We start from the raw sequence: 18,502 nt of genomic DNA, 5'->3' as shown, positions 1-18,502 counted from the left end.
CGGTGTCGGCGTTTGGCTCAATCTTACGGCAGCTGGTCGGGGCATTTGTTAACATTTTGGGCTTCAATACTGCTGGGATAAGCGAGCTAATAGTTTGTCCATGGCGCGATAACCTAAGGCTTGGGCGAGGTGGCGCCGTTCGGTATTGGGCGCTTGCTCTAGGTCGGCAATGGTGCGGGCAACACGTTGAATGCGATGAAAGCTGCGAACGGATAACCCAAGCTTGACGACACTCTGCTCTAAAAAGCCTAAGTCGGCGTCGCTGAGGCCGCCGAATTGTTTTAGTTGTTTTCCCGAGAGTTCACTGTTGAGCACGCCAGCTCGCGCGAGTTGGCTATCGCGGGCGCGTTTGACTCGTTTAGCGATTTCATCACTGGTTTCGCTGGTACTTGTTGGTTGTGTGAGTGTACCTGCGGGGAGTTTGGGGACTTCGATGGTGAGGTCGAACCTATCTAAAAAAGGCCCCGAGAGTCTGGCGAGATAGCGCTGAACCTGATCGGGTGTGGCGCGGTTCGCTCCTTCAATATCGCCGCTGGGACTGGGATTCATGGCGGCGATCAATTGAAAGCGGCTTAAAAAGGTTAACTTAGCGGCGGCGCGGGAGATCACTACTTCGCCCGTTTCCATGGGTTCACGCAGGCAATCGAGCACCTTACGGGGAAACTCGGCGACTTCATCTAAAAATAACACGCCGCGATGGGCGAGGGAGATTTCCCCCGGTTTAGGAATGCTGCCACCGCCGACCAAGGAGATGGACGAACTGGTATGGTGCGGCGCCCGAAATGGCCGCTTGAGAAAATCCTGCGGTTTGATATTAATGCCCGCCACCGAATGGATGGCGGCGACCTCTAATGCCTCTTCGTAATTGAGTATGGGCAGTAGCGCCATAATGCGGCTGGCTAACATGGTTTTACCCGTGCCCGGCGGACCGAGCATCAACAGATTATGGTTTCCTGCCGCGGCGATTTCGAGGGCCTGTTTAGCTTGATACTGGCCTATGACGTCGCTCAGGCAAGGCTGGGTGGTTGGCGCCTCATCGCTAATCCATTCGAGCTGTTGTTCGAGCATAGGCAATGGTGCTTGTCCGTGGAGAAACGCGGCTAGGCTTTGTAAATGGGAAGCAAAATAGACCCCGTGATAGCCCACAAGCTCGGCATCGTGGCGATTCTCTAAGGGAAGAATTAACTGATTATTATGGCGTTTAGCCGCAATGATGGCGGGCAGCAACCCTTGGCAATGGCGAATCTGCCCCGAGAGCGCGAGCTCGCCGACAAATTCGGTATTTTTAAGGCTGCTGGCGGGGATTTGCTCCGAAGCCGCCAGAATGCCTATGGCGATGGGCAAATCGTAACGGCCCCCTTGTTTAGGCAAGTCCGCCGGCGCGAGATTAACCGTTATCCTGCGCATAGGGAATTCAAATCCCGCATTGATCAAGGCGCTGCGTACACGCTCGCGCGCTTCTTTGACCGAGGCTTCGGGTAAGCCCACCAGATTAAAGGCGGGCAGCCCATTACTGAGATGCACTTCCACTATGACTTCTGGAGCCTCAACACCGCAACTGGCTCGGGTATGCACGCAGGCTATCGCCATAAACAAATCCTTTTGTTGATCTTTTTGCGCAGAATTTGAGTGTAGCAGTAATTCGCCTAAGGGTTTTCAATTCACAGGATCGCTGTCCGCTAGAGCCGCAAGCGGCTGACTCAGGCGTTAGCGTTAGCGTGACAGCATTGGCATTTTGAGCGGTTAAGCGATAGCAAATATTTGATAGAAATGATAAAAAGCCAATATTGGAGCAGTGAGGTTAATATGGATATGTTGTTAGCAGAAAATTCCCCCATTCGTCAGCAGCTACTCGAGCAAAAGCTGGCACAGTTTAAAGACCCCAAGCTTGCCAACGTTCTCTCGGCGTTTATTCGCAGTAGTGTCGACCTCTATCCCTGCGCAAACGAAGACTATGCCCAGTTAGGTAACAGCCGACTAGGTGGATTGCCGGATTTGCCTGTCGGCATGGATTATCCGGTGACTCTGGTTGGGCGATTGGAGATGCTGGATGCTTACGCTGAGGAATTCGACCACACTCGCGAGTATATCGAGGAGCATTATTGCTGGTCGCAGGATTGGGACTGGGACGAGGCGGCGCAGGCCTTCCGTGTGCCCATGCAATTTATTGCACAGCTCAACTGTAGCGACCTGAAGGCGTTTCAATCTTATTTGCCTCGAGAAGGGCGATTATTGTTCTTTTTGGAGCGCTGGCGATTCTCGGAAATGCTTCGCGGCCATGTTTATTATGTCGCTGAAGATCTGCAACTGAACTCTGGGAAAGCGATTGCCGAACTTAAGTTCGACGATGCTGTATGTGCAAACTATGAGTATGAAGAGGCTTATCAACTTCAGGGAGTTGCCAGCATAAAGATGATAGCCACAGACATGATTAATAGTGACAACCCGCATTTAGTAAGGTTAGCCAAGGCCCGTTTACAAGCGCTATCAGAACCGCAACAAGCCATGGTGCTGGAGGCCCTAGCGGTTGTGGATGATGAATTGGTACCAGAGTGGCAAGATCAGCTCAAGGGCTATGAGCTGATACAATTGAACGAGCACGGGTTAATCCCCGGTCAGATTCTCACTCAATCGCAATGGGCTAATACCGAGTGGCAGTCATCTAACTTGCAGGCATTGCTCGTCCCCGAGCAGCCGCTGCCGTATTACGATGGTATCGCTAGCATTAATGGCCATGGTGATAGCCGCTATAAAGCCCCCGAACTGCACGCCGCGTCTGAGTTAGGCGGCAATGCCGAAGATTATCTGGTGCTACTTAAAGTCATCTACAGTGAGCATTCTATGCAGTTGAATTTTATTATCCACCGGGATGATTTAGCCTTAGGAAAATTCGACCGCATTTACTGCATTTATGACAACTAGCAGAGCTATAACCAACCTTTTTGCTTGGCGATGCGGGCGGCATCGATTCGGTTGCTCGCATTTAGTTTGGCAATGGCTTCGGATAAATAGTTGCGTACCGTGCCTTCGGCAATAAACAGCATCTCGGCTATCTCGGCGGTGGATTTGCCTTCACTGGCAAAACGTAGGGCGCGGCGCTCTTTATCATTGAGGGGATCGACATCGCCAATCGCCATGATTGCCAGCTCAGGATCGATAATCCGCTTACCCGCAATCACTTGTTGAATGGCATGGACTAAGGTTTCCGAGGGCGCATCTTTCAGTAAAAAGCCGCCCACGCCTGCTTCAATGGCGCGTTTTATATAACCTGCGCGGCCAAAGGTGGTAATAACGACAACTTTGGTATGGCTATGCTGTTCTTTAAGCCAAGTTGCCAACTCCAAACCTGTTCTTCCCGGCATTTCGATATCCGTCAGCAGTAGATCGAAATGTTGTTGTTTCAGCAGGTTTAAGGCTTCATCGCCATTGCTGGCTTGGGTAATGGTAAAACCGCCCGCTAGGGTTAATAGTGCTGCGAGCGCGCCGCGCACCATGGCCTGATCTTCCGCGAGAAGAATGTGCATTAATCTGTTGCTCCCTGCAAAGGTAAACTGACGCTAAAGGCATATCCCTGTTCAAGATCATAGCTTAAATGTCCCCCAAGGCTAGCGAGCCGCTCGCGGATCCCTGTTAGGCCGTTACCCTCGATAATAGGGCTTGTTGGGGCATTATCTCGCACGTCGACGATAAGGCTATTGGCCTGCTCGCGAAACTGAATGCGGCATTGGCTGGCGCAACTGTGGCGCAGAATATTATTCACCAGCTCAGTTAACACTAAACCGAGTTGACTCTCTGCTCTGGCGGACAATTTGGGTAACTCGCCTAGCAGCTCCACCGCGATGCCTTTGTCCCTCAGGGAGTGACATAATTGAGTGACGCAGCTGGCCAGCCCTTTATGTTTATAATCTGAGACTGTATGCCTAATTTGGCTCAAGCTCTCCCGAGCGATTTGTCCTAGCTCCTGCAGCTGAGTGGTCGCTAATTGATATTCTTGTTTGGCGAGCAGTTTTTCCGCCAGTTCAGCTTTTAGGGCAATCGATGACAGGCTGTGCCCCATGATATCGTGTAAGTCTCTGGCGATGCGCTCCCGTTCAACCATGGTCGCTAAGGTGCTGATCTCCTGCGCGCTTTGCCGCTCCTTCAATCTGTGCTGATAACGTTTTTGCTCGGCAATCCCCAGCATGCCAACGCCGAAAACTAACGCCGAGCCATACAGTGGGAAATACAGATTGTTGAACTGACTAAAGTGGTTGAGTAAGAACAATAAAGCCAAAATTCCAAACCAACTTAGCAGGCTGACTCTGAGTGGATAGAAGAAGCCAATAAAGAAGCTGGCAAAGGTAAAGAGAGAAATAGAGCCAGGATTGATGGGCGTTATGGCAATCGCCAGTAATAGCATGACGCTGATTGGTCGATAAGCCACTCGAGTATGGCAGCGATAGGCCCAAAAGTAGCTGTAAATAAAGGGAATCAGTACGGCTAAAATGAGCCCTATCTGCCAGCTCGGATAGGGCGTGACAAACAACGGGATCAGATAAAACGCTAGGTTTATCAGGTAAACCCATGCGATTTTTTGTTCTATTTGCACTGAGTGTTGAGTCATAACGCTTCGCCTAAGGCCAATAGCTGGCTACCGATGGCAGGATTGGCCGCAAACGTCAGCCAATCCTTTTGCCTGTTCAGGGGTTATTTTGCACTTATTTGCTGATTTTGCTGAAGTAAAAACTTAGCCCAACCATAATCTTTTTCCACTTGCAGCGCCTGTTGCCAATCTTCAATCGCCCCTTGGGTGTCGCCTAACTCCTGTTTTGCGAGTCCGCGCCAAGTGTAAGCTTCGGCCTCACCCCAGCAAATGTCTTCGCAAGGTTGATTAAACCGTTCGATGGCGTTGCTGGCGAGCGTCTTGGCAACTTGCATGCTGCCACCAAACATGGCGGGCGTATTATAGGCGGCAATCGCTTTTACTAATGCCACCCGCGGATTAAGCGGTGCCAGCTGTTCGGCTTGAGCGATGGCATTGGCGGATTTGCTCCCAAGCTCGGCGCCTTTGCTGTTATCCAAGGCGATTTGCATGCCGTAAACGGACGATAATAGCGCGAGGGACTCGGCATCAGCTTGGGTATTGTTGAGGGCTTCTAAGCTGGTTTGCGCCGAAGTTAAGGCCTGTTCCGCCAAGGTTTTTTGCCCCATCACATTGGCGCTGATGGCTAAACGATAGTTGGCATAAGCCGCTTCGTAATCCTGTGTTGTCGTGCTGAGCTGTTGTAATTTATCGATATTCAAGGTGCTTGCAGCTTTGTCTATTGCAGCGATATTTGAGCTCGAGTTGGAAGCCGCGAATACGGGCGCGCAGGCGAGGGCAAGGCTTGATAATAGTAAGAATGTTTTCATGGTATTTCCTTATTGAAGTGATAACCCATTGCTTGGGGACGGCTTCATTATCAGAAATACCTAGGCCCGTGTGCAGGCACAAAGGTCATCAATTGGGCATGACAAATGTCATGTCTTAGGCCTAAAAGCAAAACACCGGAGAGGCTCCGGTGTTTTGTAAGGCAAGGCGCAGCGTGTTAAACGACGGCTTGGGTACTGGCTTGGTTGACGAGGTAAACCATGTAGCCTAAGTAAGCGACAAGCAGTGTGGCACCTTCACGGCGACCGATGCGTAGTCCTGACCAAGCGAAGGGTAAAATCACCACGGCTAAGGCGAGCATCACGATAAAGTCGAAGGATTGGAAACCTAAGGCTGATACTGGGTGCACAATCGCAGTCACACCTAAAATACCTAAAATGTTGAATAGGTTAGAGCCAACCACGTTACCGATAGCGATATCGCTCTCACCTTTGAGTGCCGCTAAAACAGAGGTCACTAACTCTGGCATGCTGGTGCCGATAGCGACAATGGTTAAGCCGATGATGACTTCGCTCACGCCAAATACCTTGGCTAAATCGACCGCACCGTTCACAAATAAAATCCCGCCACCGACTAACATGCCGATACCTACGACAATAAAGGCCACCGAGAGTAATGGGTTTTTAGGGCCTTCTTCGATGATTTCGCCATTGGCATCTGTGGTATTTTTCGAGCTGAAATAGCTGAATACGAGGTAGCCAACAAGCAGTGATAATAAAATCACGCCGTCAATCAGGCTGAGTTCGCCATCCAATAACAATCCCCAAAACAGCATAGAGGCAAGGATCATCAAGGGGATATCCCGTCTTACCATCTGTGACTGTACTTGAATCGGGCGAATAAGAGCGGTAATTGCCAAAATCAAACCAATGTTGGCAATGTTAGAGCCAATCACGTTACCCAGTGCAATGCCGCTATTACCTGCTAGTGCTGACTTGACACTCACCGCAAGTTCGGGCGCGCTGGTACCAAAGGCCACAATGGTTAAGCCGATGATGAGTGGCGTAATGCCAAGACGTAGGGCGATGGAGCTCGCGCCACGGACTAAGGCTTCTGCGCCTAAGGTTAAAATGATAAAGCCGCCGATAATTGAAAGTGCAATGAGCATTTTAGACTCTGTTAAACCTGATTGAGTGAATTGATTTAAGGTGTATCACCTTACGCTGACAGGCGCACATGATACGTGTTTTTGAAACGCTTTGACAGAATATGTCATAAAAAAGCACGCCGAAGAGCGTGCTTTCATAGTTCAGTGTGCGCTTTAACCTTATTTGACGGCTAACTCATCTTCCCAGCGTACTTGCGCACCGCGAATTCCGTCGACACGCTCGCTAAATGCCTTCTCGAGCACATGACGTTTGATCTTCAGTGTCGGAGTTAACACATCGTTTTCGATGGTCCAAGGCTCGTTCACGACTACAATCGCATCCACATGCTCATGGGACTCTAAATGTGGGTTCACGCTATCGAGGGTCGCTTTTAAAGATGCGCGAACTTCCTCGCGGGCTTGTAAGGTCGCGCCCTCGGAAAGTTGCACTAACGCGACGGGATGCGGCAGGCCTGAACCAATGACGCAAATCAGCTCCACATGGGGATCCTGCGCGAGCTTACGCTCAATTGGCACTGGAGCGACGTATTTACCCTTAGCGGTTTTAAAGTTGTCCTTCACGCGGCCAGTGATAGTCACACAACCATCGGCATCGATAGCGCAGAGGTCGCCAGTATGGAAGAAACCATCGGGATCGAAGGCCGCCGCTGTTGCTTCGGGTTGCAGATAATAGGCCGTCATCAGGCCGGGACTCTTCAGTAGCAGTTCGCCGTCTTCACCTTGGCGGATTTGGCAATCCTGCACGGGTTTACCCACAGTGCCGATTTTGCGCACATCGAAGGGATAGTTGATGATGGAGTAAGCACAGTTTTCCGTCATCCCCCAGGCTTCGCAGATATCCAAGCCAATGCTGTGGTACCAGTGAATCAGCGAGGGCGGAATAGGCGCCGAACCAGAGCCGAGTAAGCGGCAATGGTTGAGTCCTAACCCTTTGTGGATCTTGTGTTTTACTAGGCTGCTAATCAGTGGGATTTTTAGCAATAGATTGAGTTTGCCAACACCAATCTTGTCGATAATGTTCTTCTGGAACAGGCTCCACAGTCGCGGAACCGAGAAAAACACCGTTGGTTTAGCACGCTGCACATCGGCAACAAAGGAGTCTAAGCTTTCGACGAAGGCGACGGTGCTGCCAGAATAAAAAGATGAGCCTTCGATCGCCACACGCTCGGTAATATGCGCTAACGGTAAGTAGGACAATAATCTGTCGTTGCCGTTGGTACGCAGATCGCGCACCACAGCTTGGCAAGTCCAGCCATAGCTGGCAAACGTCTGAATCGCGCCCTTAGGTTGGCCCGTTGAGCCAGAGGTGTAAATCAGGGTCATGGTCTGATCGAGCTCAGGTAACGGCGCTTCAATCAGAGGGTTGCCCATCTTGAGTAGTTGTTCCCACTGATATTGGGCCGGCATGGTCTCATAGGGCATGGCAAGGCGGAGTAATTCGCCGCCGACGCCGGCTTCTTGATCGGCCCAGTGGTCGAGCTTGCCGAGGAAAATCGCTTTGGCACCACTATGTTGCAACACATAGCGGATAGTATCTGTATTGGCGGTGGGGTAGATGGGAACGCTGATATAGCCGCCGTGCATCAAGGCGAGGTCGGTAATAAACCATTCGGCGCAGTTTTTAGAGAGCACGGCAATCTTATCGCCCGGCTCCAAGCCTAAATGGCGCAGTGCACCCGCGAGTTGCTGTACTTTTTCTTGCACTTCATTCCACGTGAAATCAAGGTATTGCCCCTTGATTGGCTGGCGCAAATAGATCTCATCCCCACGTGTATTCGCCCAGTGCGCCAACATTTCAACTGGCGTCTTAATCGCATTATCCATAGGCAATTCCCTGTTCTTTATTGTTATTTTAACCCCAACATAGGTGCCCAGTATGGCGAGTTTTGTGAGGCCACGCAAATAGTTTGCAAGATTGTAAAATCTTAAAATTGGCGGACTAGCCTATCGTTTGAGTATGAAATGAAAATGAACTTAATCACAGGTCAGAGCAGGAGCCGCGGGCGCATTAGGCAATAAAAAAGGCGCCTAAGCGCCTCGTAAAATCGGTGGAAGCTTACAGCTCCATCACGCCGTCCATTTCGACTTGCGCATCCTTAGGCAGCTGCTTCACACCGATAGCGGCGCGAGCTGGATAAGGTTGGCTGAAGTAACGGCTCATGATTTCATTCACTTTTGCGAAGTGGCTTAAGTCCGTTAGGAAGATATTGAGCTTAACTATATCGTTGATCGTGCCGCCAGCTGCGGTACAAACGGCCGTTAAGTTTTCAAACACTTGCACAACTTGCGCCTCAAAATCATCGCTCACGATCTGCATTGTGCTTGGCACCAGTGGGATTTGGCCGGATAAATATACTGTGCTGCCGACTTTAACCGCTTGAGAATAAGTGCCAATTGCCGCTGGGGCGTTTTCGGTCGCGATAATGATTTTTTCTGCCATGACGCTCTCTCTAAAGTAATGATCAACGATTACGGGATGTACGCAACACCTCGGGCAGTACCCGGATACGGCGCATCACGTTAGCTAAATGGATCCTGTCCTTCACCGAAATTCGCAGGTTAATCAAGTAAACGCGGCCATCACGCTCTTCGGTGCTAAGGTTGTGAATGTTCGAACCTTCGGCGGCGATAATCGAGGTGATCTTTGCCAGCGCGCCTTGGTGGTTAACAATTTCCACCCGCAGATTGGCTTGATACTCGACGCCTTCGACATTGTCCCACTGTACGGGAATGTATTTATCTGGCTCGCCTTGGTAACCGCGAATGTTAGCGCAGTTTTCCATGTGGACGACTAGGCCTTTACCTTGGCTCACGTGGGCTATCACTGCATCACCAGGGATGGGGCGGCAACAGTTAGCGAAGGTCACTAACATACCTTCGGCGCCACGGATTGGCATCAGGTGAGAATCGCGGCTCTCTTGATTCTCTAAATTATCGCCAATCAAACGTTGGGCGATGACTATGCTCATGGCATTGCCAAGGCCGATATCGGCGAGTAAGGAATTTAAATTGGCGTGCTTGGTATCGCGCACGACTTTATCAATCTGCTCGGCAGGAATGCTATCGAGTTTGGTTTTACCCAGCGCATGGTTAAGCAAACGGCGGCCAAGGGCGATAGCATCGTCTGCTTTTAGGCTCTTAAGCACTTGGCGGATTTTGGCGCGGGCTTTACCCGTCACCACAAAGTTAAGCCAAGCGGCATTCGGACGCGCGCCTTTAGCTGTAATGATCTCAACGGTTTGGCCGGAGATTAATGGCTGGCTTAACGGATAAGCTTGGCGGTTAACGCGGGCGCCGACACAGGTATTGCCCACATCGGTGTGGACTTCATAGGCAAAGTCCACGGCGGTAGCGTTAACCGGTAATTCCAAAATGCGACCTTCGGGGGTAAAGACGTAAATCTCTTCGGGGAAGAGTTCAGTTTTAACGTTTTCCACGAATTCGAAGGAGGTGCTGGCGCTCTGTTGCAGTTCCAGCAAGCTTTGCATCCACTTGCGGGCACGCACTTGCGTGGTGGTGCCTTGACCATCGGCGCCGCCTTTGTAAGCCCAGTGGGCCGCAACCCCTTTGTCGGCCATTTGATCCATATCTTCGGTACGAATTTGGATCTCGACGGGCACGCCGTGTGGGCCGAATAACGAGGTATGTAGCGACTGATAACCGTTGGCTTTGGGGATAGCGATATAATCTTTAAAGCGACCCGGACGCGGTTTATACAGGCCGTGCATGGCACCGAGGACGCGGTAGCAAGTATCGATGGAGTCGACGATGACGCGAAAGGCGTAGATATCCATCACCTCTTGGAACTGGAGTTCCTTGCTCTGCATCTTGTTGTAGATGGAGTAGAGGTTTTTCTCGCGGCCTTTGACTTTGCCTTTAATGCCCGCATCGTTTAGGCGGGTTAATACTGCAGCCTCAATGCCTTGAATGAGTTCTTTGCGGTTACCACGGGCAGCTTTGACCACTTCCTTTAACACCCGATAGCGCATCGGATAATAGGCTTGGAAACCTAAATCCTCTAACTCGGTCTTGATATTGTGAATACCGAGTCGGTTGGCAATCGGCGCGTAAATCTCTAAGGTTTCACGGGCAATACGACGGCGTTTGTCAGGACGCAAGGCGCCTAAGGTGCGCATGTTGTGGGTGCGGTCGGCAAGCTTGATGAGAATAACGCGGATATCCTGCGTCATCGCCATCATCATTTTACGGAAGTTTTCAGCCTGAGCTTCTTTTTTATCGCGAAATTTCAGCTTGTCGAGCTTAGACACCCCTTCAACCAACTCTGCCACGGCTTCGCCAAATTGTTCGGCCAAGTCCTCTTTGGTGACATAGGTATCTTCGATGGTGTCGTGCAGCAAAGCAGCCATCAGCGTCTCGTGATCGAGACGCATCTCGGCGAGGATGCGGGCAACCGCAACCGGATGGGTAATATAAGGTTCGCCGCTGGTGCGCATTTGCCCTTCATGGGCATCACGCGCAACTTGGTACGCCTGCTTGAGCAATTCTACCTGTTCAGGTTCTAAGTAACCGGAAGCAGACTCCTTTAGACCTTCAAACAGATACAAGTGGCAGCTCTCCTTTACCCAAACAGGTGTGACTCAATTAGACTTATAGTGAACGGCCTTCAGCGATGGCTGCAACAGCTGCGATTTCAGCTGCTTCACGCTCACGCACTGATTGACGCTCGTCAGCATCTAAAGTGTGAGCATTCACTAAACCTAGTTCGATTTCACGCAGGGCGATAACCGTTGGCTTGTCGTTCATCTCTTCAACCATAGGGTCTTTACCCTGCACGGCGATTTGGCGAGCACGACGCGCCGCAACCAGGATCATATCAAAACGGTTGCCGATTTGTTCTACGGCGTCTTCTACAGTTACGCGAGCCATGTGTTGAAACTCCAGTTTATCTAGGGAAAAAATGACGCAAAATTGTACACTAAGGCAGTTAGCCTGCCAACAGATCGTTAAGCATATCATTTTGCGCGTGGATCTGACTAGCACCCGTTAAGCGTTGGCTGCGAATGATCGCCCGCAGATCGGCCAGTGCTGTGTCAAAATCGTCATTGACGATAATAAAATCATATTCTTTATAGTGCGACATTTCAGAAACCGCCTGTGCCATACGGCTGGCGATAACTTCCTGACTGTCTTGGCCACGGCCAGTGAGGCGACGTTCTAGCTCATCCCTTGAGGGCGGTAGAATAAATACACCAATGGCCTCTGGCATCACGGCTTTGACTTGCTGGGCGCCTTGCCAGTCGATATCGAGGAAAACATCGATACCTTGAGTCAAAGTGTGCTCAATGACGTGGCGCGAAGTGCCATAGTAGTTACCGAACACTTCGGCCCACTCGAAAAAGGCATTTTGCTCGATCAGTGCTTTAAATTCTTCAACATTAACAAAATGGTAGTGCTGACCATTCACTTCGCCAGGGCGAGGCGCACGGGTAGTGTGCGACACTGAAACCTGCATGTCGGCGGGTTTGTCTTTCAGCAGCGCCGAAATCAGCGAGGATTTACCAGCACCACTCGGGGCTGAAACAATAAATAAATTTCCGCGTGCGGTCATGAGCAAAATATCCAGTTGGTTAACGCAAGAAGGGCCCAGAAAGCCGAGCATTATACAGATTTTGACCTGAAAAACGCTAGGGCTAGTTAGCCAGCAATTGTTGTCTATTTATGTTTTGCGACAGTTAGCGCTGCCGCTGGTGCATTTTTACGGTTTACTGTGACTCAAGGATCGGATACTGAAAATCTCTGCGTCCCTAAGCCTTGCTGAGCCTGAGAATTAAGCCTGATTTAGCTTTAGATGGATATAATCAGCATTTTTGCTTATCTAGCGTCTTATTGCACTGACAATTGCGGCTAAATTCGTTACGCTCGTGCCTATGCGACATTGAGAGTCGTGTGCGCTAGGATTATTTCACTATAAAGGAAGGGTCGTGCTGTTAAAATCTCTTTTCTGCCTTCATGGGCGTGATTCCCGTCCCCGCTTTGTGGCCATCAGTGTTGGTGTGTATTTGAGCATTTCACTGGCTGTCGCCGCGTTTGGGGCGAACTTTTTAATGTATCTTTTAGCGTTAGTGGGCTTACCCTTGCTCGCCCTTACTGCGCTGCGCCGTTTAAATGATGCGGCTAAGCCTAAGGCCTTGGTTGCAGTCTTTATTCTGCCGCTACTGATTTTACTGGCGCTGTATATAGTGGCTGCGCCGCCCGTAGTCGCCATTCTAGGGTTGGTCTTGGGCGCTGGTGCGACCTTTTGGGGCACACGTTTAACCTCTCCCACGTTAGTGGAGTATCGTTTTGGCTATTATGGCCCAGCTTTAGATATCCCAACCTCGCAGGCCGTTCCCCGTCGCCGAGTCGAGCCCGTATTAACACCAAAGGCTGCAGCGGCACAGAATGCCAGTGTCTCCCATGCTGCGCCGGATATTCCGGTATCGACAGAGGCCGAAACCTATTCCCATACTGAACCAACGAGTGCTTCCCCCGTTGTGGACGCCGACTTGGATGCCTTGCGCCAAGATGAACTGCGTTTCGATGCGTTAACAAAAATGACGCAAAATCCTGCTGATTTTGTCGTGCAAGATGCGTTGCTCGAGGGGCACGCCGATTTTCGTCCTGCTAATCAGAGCCGAGTGGAGCAAACCCGCATCGACATCGCCGATGTGGATTTAGCACAAGTCGATTTACAGGGTGCAGAATTTAAACGCGCACCACTCGACCCTGCCGAGCACAGTGATGAGCCGGTATGGCGTTTCGACCCCGATGAAGATACCGCGGCCTTTAACGATACTGAGCATGCTGAAGAAGTGCGTCGTCGCCGCGCCGAGGCGAAAGAGTCGGGCTCAATGACTGAGCTGTTTAGAGGCGTTGCCGAGTTTTTTGCACCCTATCGACGTTTTATTAAGTTGCCCTCTTTACCTAAGCTTGAGCGCCGTTATTGGTTGCCCGTCGGCGGTGGGGTGGGCGTTGTGTTGTTAGTCTTACTGGTATGGGGATTATGGCCTAATAGCGATGAGTCACAGGCTGAAGAAGCTGCTCCTGTCGTGCCCTCTGCGCCTATTGCCGCAAGCGATCGTGTGACCTTAGATATGCCCGATGGTTTTTCGGTGGCGTTAGAGCAAGATGTGTTAATTATTCGCTGGTTAGGTGAGCGTGGTAAGCCGCAACAGCTGTGGTCGATTGCCACGGCCAAGGGCGATAAGAGTTGTAGCGCGCTGGTATTTAATAATGGCACTGAGTATCGCACTATCAGCGTGGACTTGCTTGCCGATTCGGCAACGGAGGCGCGTTTTACGCCGCTGGATACGGCCAATATCATCACAGATCTGGCTCGCCGTGGCAGCATCGGTTTGTGTGGTTACAAGTTCAGCCTCAAGGGCAGCCAAGCGGTTTTAGAGCCTAATCGCAATTTTGGTAATTATTTAGCCCGTTAAATCGATAAAATTCTAGTCAGGACTAGAGGGGTAGATTACACTTTTGCTCCTCTTTTTCTCCAATCTTGTTTTAAATGCGCTCGCATAGCCGATTGCGGCGAGGTTCGGGAAAATATCTTTAATACGAACTGAACACTAATCCCACATGAATACAGATTTGACCTTAGTCATTATGGCGGCAGGGCTAGGTAGTCGTTTTGGCGGCGATAAGCAATTGGCCTCCCTCGGTCCTGCGGGCGAACCCATGTTGGTGTTATCGATACAGTCGGCGATCCGCAGCGGATTTAAGCGTGCCGTGCTGGTGATCCGCCCCGAATTAGAAGCGGAACTCCACGAGCTGTTGATACGCTTTTTGCCGGCGGACTTTGAGTATCACTTCTGTTATCAGTCGCTCACCGATTTACCCGCTGAAGCGCAGCTTGCGGATGTGAGCCATCGTTTAAAGCCTTGGGGGACTGCGCATGCGCTCTGGTGTGCCCGTGGTAGTGTTAATGGACCAATGGCGGTGATCAATGCCGATGATTTTTACGGTGACAGCGCCTTTGCCTCACTTGCGAAGGGATTAACCGCCAGACCTAACGACTGGATGATGGTGGCTTATCCGATTGAGCTGACGTTATCTGAGCACGGTGGCGTGAATCGTGGCTTATGCCAAGTGGAGCAGGGGCAACTGCGCTCAGTCGCTGAATGGTTGAATATTCAAGCCCAAGATCATGGTTTTATCGGCGAAGGCCCAGAGGGGTTGGCACCGCTTCCTTCGCAGTCGCTGATCTCTATGACCTGTTGGGGCTTCTCGCCAAGCATATTTGATGTTATTAAACGTGAATTAACGGTATTTATCGAACAACAAGGCCAATTGCCTAAATCTGAATGCTATTTGCCCGCCGTGGTTCAGGCGGGAATTGAGCAAGGTGTGCCCGTGTTTGTTGATGTGGCCAGCGAGCCTTGGCTCGGTGTGACCTATCCGCAGGATACTGTCTGGGTAAAGCAAAAATTAATGGAGTTATTGAGTGATTAAACTCATCAGGCAGTCAGTGTTGCCTCATTTTGGAATTGAAGCCGACGAAGCAAAAATCTCAGCGTTAGGGAATGGTCATATTAACGATACCTTGTTAGTGCGTTGGCCTACGGGTGAGTTAGTGCTGCAACGTATTAATACCCAAGTGTTTAAGACGCCGCAGGTATTGGTAAGTAATGCCGATAAAATTAGCCATCATTTATGCGCCAAGGCATTACAACAGCAATATGGCTTGCAGGTTGTGAGCCCTTGTCTTACTCAAGACGGCGAGCTGGCGATCGACTTAGGTGAGCAGGGATTTTGGCGCGCCATCAGTTATTTGCCCCACAGTTTAAGTATCGAGGTGGTGAAGTCTGAAGCCGAAGCCGAAATGGCGGCTAAAGCTTTTGGTCATTTTGCCTGTGCCTTGAGTGATTTTGACGCCACTCAGCTTGAGGATGTGATCCCGCAGTTTCATCACTTGCCGGGACGGATGGAAATGCTGCGCCAAGCGGTGCAGCAGGATAAGGCTAAGCGGTTAGATTTATGCCGTAACTGGGTCGATTACGCTCTGTCACAGCAGAGTTTATTAGATGAGCTAGCCGAGATTTCGCCACAGCTCCCGCTGCGTATTTGCCATAACGACACTAAAATCAACAACATGCTTTTTGATAAGCGCGATATGTCGAGCATGGCGATCATCGACCTCGATACCTGCATGAAAGGGCATTTGATGTATGACTTTGGCGATATGGTGCGTACCTTCTGCTCGCCTGAAGCCGAAGATTCGACCGCCCTTGAGAATGTTAAAGTGCGCCAATCCATCTTTGCCGCCATTTGCCGTGGTTATTTAAGTGAGCTGGGTGAAGTGTTAACTGAAGTCGAAAAACGTAGCCTTTGGCTCGGGGCGCGGGTGATTTGCCTGATGATCGGCGTGCGTTTTTTAACGGACTATCTGAATGGTGACGTGTATTTCCACGTGCACCGTGAGGGCCATAATCTGGATAGAGCGGCGAATCAGTTTACCTTGTATCAAAGCCTGCTCGACCAAGAGGCTGAACTTAAAGCCTGTTTCTAGTCTGCTTTCTGTTAGCAAACGCCCCATTTGGGGCGTTTTGTTTTTTTACTTATATACGACATAATTGCAACATCAAAACCCCTCAGTCTCATATGGATTTGGCTTGGAATGGGCACCCTAGAAGCTCCCACTGCATTAACGTGTTCGCGCCGTAGTGCTAGAAATCTCTGGTTAAGATGCACTCTGCGCCGCTCGCAGCAGGAAGCCGTGGCTTCGTCGATGATGACGGCGACGAGTGATAACTTTTTCAATGCTTACGCAATTTTTCTCGGTGCCAGTCTTGCACAAATGGGCTTTGTTACTGGTTTACCGCAGCTCTTCGGGGCGATGTCGCAGTTGGTTTCGGTATGGCTAGCGAGCCATTTTTCCCGTCGCGGGTTTATCGTTTGCTGCGCCGCTTTGCAGGCGGTTGTGGTATTGGCGATGGGCGGGTTAGCGGCCTTTCGCCCCGATCATGCAGTGTGGATATTTATCGCGCTTGCCGTCGGGTATCACGGTTTTATTAATCTTATTCAACCCCATTGGCGCGCCTGGATGGGGTCTATCGTGCCCGAGCGTCGCCGCGGCGCCTTTTTTGCGGCGCGCACCCGCTTAACCATGGGCGCATCCTTAAGCGTATTTTTTGTGGGTGGTGGCATTCTTACCTTTACCGATTCGCTGCAAATGGCCTGGTTAGGTTTTACCCTGTTGTTTTCGATAGCGGCTATGGGGCGTTTTGTTTCGGCTTGGTTGTTATTGCAAATGCACGACCCTGATCCGCGCGAAGCCAAGCAGCGGGGCGTATTTATCCAAACTATCCGCAATTTTCGCGGAGCATGGAAGGATAAAACCTTCCGCCAATACAGCCTATTTGTGGCCAGTATGCAGGCGATGGTGGCCATCTCGGCGCCGTTTTTCGCCGTGTATATGCTGGAAGATTTGAAGTTTAGCTACATCGAATTTGTACTCGCGAGTGTGGCATCGATAGCGACTCAGTTTGTGACGCTGAAGTTTTGGGGACGATTTAGCGATCAATTTGGTAATCGTTTGGTGATGATTATCACCAGCTGCATGATCCCAAGCTTGCCGTTGTTATGGCTGTTTTCCGATAACTATCTGTATATTCTCCTCATTCAGGCGTTTTCGGGCCTAGCGTGGAGCGGCTTTACCTTAAGTACCGCCAATTATCTTTATGATATTCGTCCCTTTCGCAGTGATTTTGCGACCTACGCGGCGCTGCAAGCGTCACTCAGCGCGGGGTTGGTGTTTGTGGGGGCCATGGTCGGTGGCACGATAGCCTCCCATGCGGCGGACTTTTTAGTCTGGTCGGGTTGGAATAGTTGGCTCAGTAGCCCGATTTTTGTGGTGTTTTTGGTGTCGACCATACTGCGCGCATTCGTGACGCTGTGGTTTATTCCGCGCTCGGTCGAACCGAAAGTCAGGCCTAGGCCGCAGTTGCTGCAGCTTATCTTCCGTATCCGCGGTTTTAACGCGATTTCGGGCGTGAGTCTCGACTGGTTAACTGTGGTAAAACGCCGAAATACCCCTGACTAGCTTTCTCAACCGTTGAGTTTTAAAGCTTATAATCGAAGAACTTACGTTTTTCCGGCCCCGAGGCATTAGCGCTGATCTTATTCGGATGTTTATATTCATCCCAACTGGCGACATTACGGCCTACATTGAGTTTAGGAAAATTCTGTTGGTCTTCGGCGCTGGCTAATCCGATAAATGCTAATAATTGGCCGAGGGCGCCTTGCTGACTTACATCGACTGATAAGAAGTCATCTCGGCCAGCAAAATAGTCGAACACGCTTTGTTTATGGCGCAGATAACAATCGATAAGATGTTGTGTATCTTGCGGATTTTCGACTACACCTACGCCAAAGCTATGTCGAAAACTGCGTTTCATAATCGGGTGGAATCGGCCGGTTTGCACATCTAAATGTGGCAGCATTCGACTGAGTAACATCTGCATCGACGGCACCCAAGACTCTAGCTCTCGGTCAAGATAGACAAACTTGGCTTTGGGGAATAATCCATCCAACTGTCTGAAATCGCTAAAACAAGGCGCATCGGAAATCGCATCCGCCAGCATAAAGGCTTCTTTGGTAAACGCCATATGCGCCACTCTTAAGCCTTGCTCCAATAAGGCCACGCTCACGCTCGTCGTCCCAGTGCGAGGCAAACCGATAAAAATAATCTTCTGTTTTTGCTCGGCAGCATGCGATTCATGCATGATGGCTCTCGGCTTGGTTGCATTTGGCTCGATTGTACTTGGCCTAGTGTCATTTGATTTAGTCGAATCGCACTGTACCTGATTGAGCCGTACATCTGCGCGATAGTCACGCCCTTGAGAATCGGGAAGGGTGGCAATAGTTGCATTATCAGGCATGGATTGGGCTCTGCATTCTTGTCAGTGTGGTCGCGATGGGTGTGTAAATTGGGTTTTAACATTAGCGTTTTATGAACGTTGGCAGTATATCGCAGTGAG

General features: G+C 50.6%; 16 protein-coding genes. 5 read left to right on the top strand and 11 right to left on the bottom strand.

Annotated elements, in window-relative coordinates:
• Positions 1-63: 63 nt before the first annotated feature.
• Entirely contained in the window at positions 64-1,590 is a 1,527-nt protein-coding gene (locus tag CBX96_RS14790) for a YifB family Mg chelatase-like AAA ATPase (RefSeq protein WP_109287222.1), read from the bottom strand.
• Positions 1,591-1,806: 216 nt separating this feature from the next.
• Between CBX96_RS14790 and CBX96_RS14785 the strand changes: the two genes are divergently transcribed.
• Entirely contained in the window at positions 1,807-2,922 is a 1,116-nt protein-coding gene (locus CBX96_RS14785) for a DUF1963 domain-containing protein (RefSeq protein WP_109287221.1), read from the top strand.
• A gap of 5 nt (positions 2,923-2,927) precedes the next feature.
• Here the strand turns inward: CBX96_RS14785 and CBX96_RS14780 are convergent, their stop codons facing one another.
• The 9 genes from CBX96_RS14780 to gmk all read right to left on the bottom strand — a co-directional run bounded on the left by CBX96_RS14780 (position 2,928) and on the right by gmk (position 12,087).
• Positions 2,928-3,524: a DNA-binding response regulator gene (locus tag CBX96_RS14780; RefSeq protein WP_011624346.1), complete on the bottom strand. Its 597-nt coding sequence runs from the start codon at positions 3,522-3,524 to the stop codon at positions 2,928-2,930.
• Positions 3,524-4,603 carry a sensor histidine kinase gene (locus CBX96_RS14775; RefSeq protein ID WP_109287220.1) on the bottom strand — a complete coding sequence of 360 codons (1,080 nt, stop codon included), beginning with the start codon at positions 4,601-4,603 and terminating at the stop codon, positions 3,524-3,526. The genes CBX96_RS14780 and CBX96_RS14775 overlap by 1 nt, the downstream gene beginning before the upstream one ends.
• An 83-nt stretch (positions 4,604-4,686) precedes the next feature.
• Complete coding sequence (locus CBX96_RS14770) at positions 4,687-5,391, bottom strand: tetratricopeptide repeat protein (RefSeq protein ID WP_109287219.1); 705 nt, start codon at positions 5,389-5,391, stop codon at positions 4,687-4,689.
• 176 nt (positions 5,392-5,567) lie between these two features.
• Positions 5,568-6,518, bottom strand: a complete 951-nt coding sequence (locus tag CBX96_RS14765) for a calcium/sodium antiporter (protein ID WP_109287218.1) — start codon at positions 6,516-6,518, stop codon at positions 5,568-5,570.
• A gap of 159 nt (positions 6,519-6,677) precedes the next feature.
• On the bottom strand, positions 6,678-8,342 hold the full coding sequence (locus CBX96_RS14760; protein ID WP_109287217.1) for an AMP-binding protein: 1,665 nt from the start codon (positions 8,340-8,342) through the stop codon (positions 6,678-6,680).
• Between the two features lie 232 nt (positions 8,343-8,574).
• On the bottom strand, positions 8,575-8,958 hold the full coding sequence (locus CBX96_RS14755) for a RidA family protein (RefSeq protein WP_011718553.1): 384 nt from the start codon (positions 8,956-8,958) through the stop codon (positions 8,575-8,577).
• 22 nt (positions 8,959-8,980) lie between these two features.
• Positions 8,981-11,083, bottom strand: a complete 2,103-nt coding sequence (gene spoT / locus CBX96_RS14750) for a bifunctional GTP diphosphokinase/guanosine-3',5'-bis pyrophosphate 3'-pyrophosphohydrolase (RefSeq protein WP_011624879.1) — start codon at positions 11,081-11,083, stop codon at positions 8,981-8,983.
• Positions 11,084-11,126: 43 nt separating this feature from the next.
• Positions 11,127-11,405, bottom strand: a complete 279-nt coding sequence (gene rpoZ / locus CBX96_RS14745; protein WP_011624339.1) for a DNA-directed RNA polymerase subunit omega — start codon at positions 11,403-11,405, stop codon at positions 11,127-11,129.
• Between the two features lie 58 nt (positions 11,406-11,463).
• The gene (gmk, locus tag CBX96_RS14740) at positions 11,464-12,087 is read right to left on the bottom strand and encodes a guanylate kinase (protein WP_041417076.1); all 624 of its coding nucleotides are present in this window, start codon (positions 12,085-12,087) and stop codon (positions 11,464-11,466) included.
• A 373-nt stretch (positions 12,088-12,460) separates the two neighbouring features.
• Between gmk and CBX96_RS14735 the strand changes: the two genes are divergently transcribed.
• The 4 genes from CBX96_RS14735 (at position 12,461) to CBX96_RS14720 (ending at position 17,565) form a co-directional block, all read left to right on the top strand.
• Positions 12,461-13,957 (top strand): hypothetical protein, encoded by a 1,497-nt coding sequence (locus CBX96_RS14735; RefSeq protein ID WP_109287216.1) that lies wholly within the window; start codon positions 12,461-12,463, stop codon positions 13,955-13,957.
• Positions 13,958-14,102: 145 nt separating this feature from the next.
• Positions 14,103-14,975, top strand: a complete 873-nt coding sequence (locus CBX96_RS14730; RefSeq protein WP_109287215.1) for an NTP transferase domain-containing protein — start codon at positions 14,103-14,105, stop codon at positions 14,973-14,975.
• The gene (locus CBX96_RS14725; protein WP_181382213.1) at positions 14,968-16,032 is read left to right on the top strand and encodes a phosphotransferase enzyme family protein; all 1,065 of its coding nucleotides are present in this window, start codon (positions 14,968-14,970) and stop codon (positions 16,030-16,032) included. The genes CBX96_RS14730 and CBX96_RS14725 overlap by 8 nt, the downstream gene beginning before the upstream one ends.
• A gap of 108 nt (positions 16,033-16,140) precedes the next feature.
• Positions 16,141-17,565 (top strand): MFS transporter, encoded by a 1,425-nt coding sequence (locus CBX96_RS14720; RefSeq protein ID WP_109287214.1) that lies wholly within the window; start codon positions 16,141-16,143, stop codon positions 17,563-17,565.
• Between the two features lie 19 nt (positions 17,566-17,584).
• Here CBX96_RS14720 and CBX96_RS14715 read toward each other — a convergent pair whose 3' ends face one another.
• Positions 17,585-18,403, bottom strand: a complete 819-nt coding sequence (locus CBX96_RS14715) for a sulfotransferase family protein (protein ID WP_109287213.1) — start codon at positions 18,401-18,403, stop codon at positions 17,585-17,587.
• Between the last annotated feature and the right edge of the window lie 99 nt (positions 18,404-18,502).

Origin of the sequence: Shewanella sp. BC20 (assembly GCF_003129585.1) — a bacterium.
Taxonomy (GTDB): domain Bacteria; phylum Pseudomonadota; class Gammaproteobacteria; order Enterobacterales; family Shewanellaceae; genus Shewanella; species Shewanella seohaensis.
The sequence above is the reverse complement of the archived record's forward strand: the minus strand, read 5'-3'. Positions and strand labels throughout refer to the sequence as shown.

Excerpts from the sequence above, each read along its gene's own strand:
- CBX96_RS14790 (WP_109287222.1), bottom strand. The coding sequence starts at position 1,590 with ATGGCGATAGCCTGCGTGCATACCCGAGCCAGTTGCGGTGTTGAGGCT.
- CBX96_RS14785 (WP_109287221.1), top strand. The coding sequence starts at position 1,807 with ATGGATATGTTGTTAGCAGAAAATTCCCCCATTCGTCAGCAGCTACTC.
- CBX96_RS14780 (WP_011624346.1), bottom strand. The coding sequence starts at position 3,524 with ATGCACATTCTTCTCGCGGAAGATCAGGCCATGGTGCGCGGCGCGCTC.
- CBX96_RS14775 (WP_109287220.1), bottom strand. The coding sequence starts at position 4,603 with ATGACTCAACACTCAGTGCAAATAGAACAAAAAATCGCATGGGTTTAC.
- CBX96_RS14770 (WP_109287219.1), bottom strand. The coding sequence starts at position 5,391 with ATGAAAACATTCTTACTATTATCAAGCCTTGCCCTCGCCTGCGCGCCC.
- CBX96_RS14765 (WP_109287218.1), bottom strand. The coding sequence starts at position 6,518 with ATGCTCATTGCACTTTCAATTATCGGCGGCTTTATCATTTTAACCTTA.
- CBX96_RS14760 (WP_109287217.1), bottom strand. The coding sequence starts at position 8,342 with ATGGATAATGCGATTAAGACGCCAGTTGAAATGTTGGCGCACTGGGCG.
- CBX96_RS14755 (WP_011718553.1), bottom strand. The coding sequence starts at position 8,958 with ATGGCAGAAAAAATCATTATCGCGACCGAAAACGCCCCAGCGGCAATT.
- rpoZ (WP_011624339.1), bottom strand. The coding sequence starts at position 11,405 with ATGGCTCGCGTAACTGTAGAAGACGCCGTAGAACAAATCGGCAACCGT.
- gmk (WP_041417076.1), bottom strand. The coding sequence starts at position 12,087 with ATGACCGCACGCGGAAATTTATTTATTGTTTCAGCCCCGAGTGGTGCT.
- CBX96_RS14730 (WP_109287215.1), top strand. The coding sequence starts at position 14,103 with ATGAATACAGATTTGACCTTAGTCATTATGGCGGCAGGGCTAGGTAGT.
- CBX96_RS14720 (WP_109287214.1), top strand. The coding sequence starts at position 16,141 with ATGGGCACCCTAGAAGCTCCCACTGCATTAACGTGTTCGCGCCGTAGT.
- CBX96_RS14715 (WP_109287213.1), bottom strand. The coding sequence starts at position 18,403 with ATGCCTGATAATGCAACTATTGCCACCCTTCCCGATTCTCAAGGGCGT.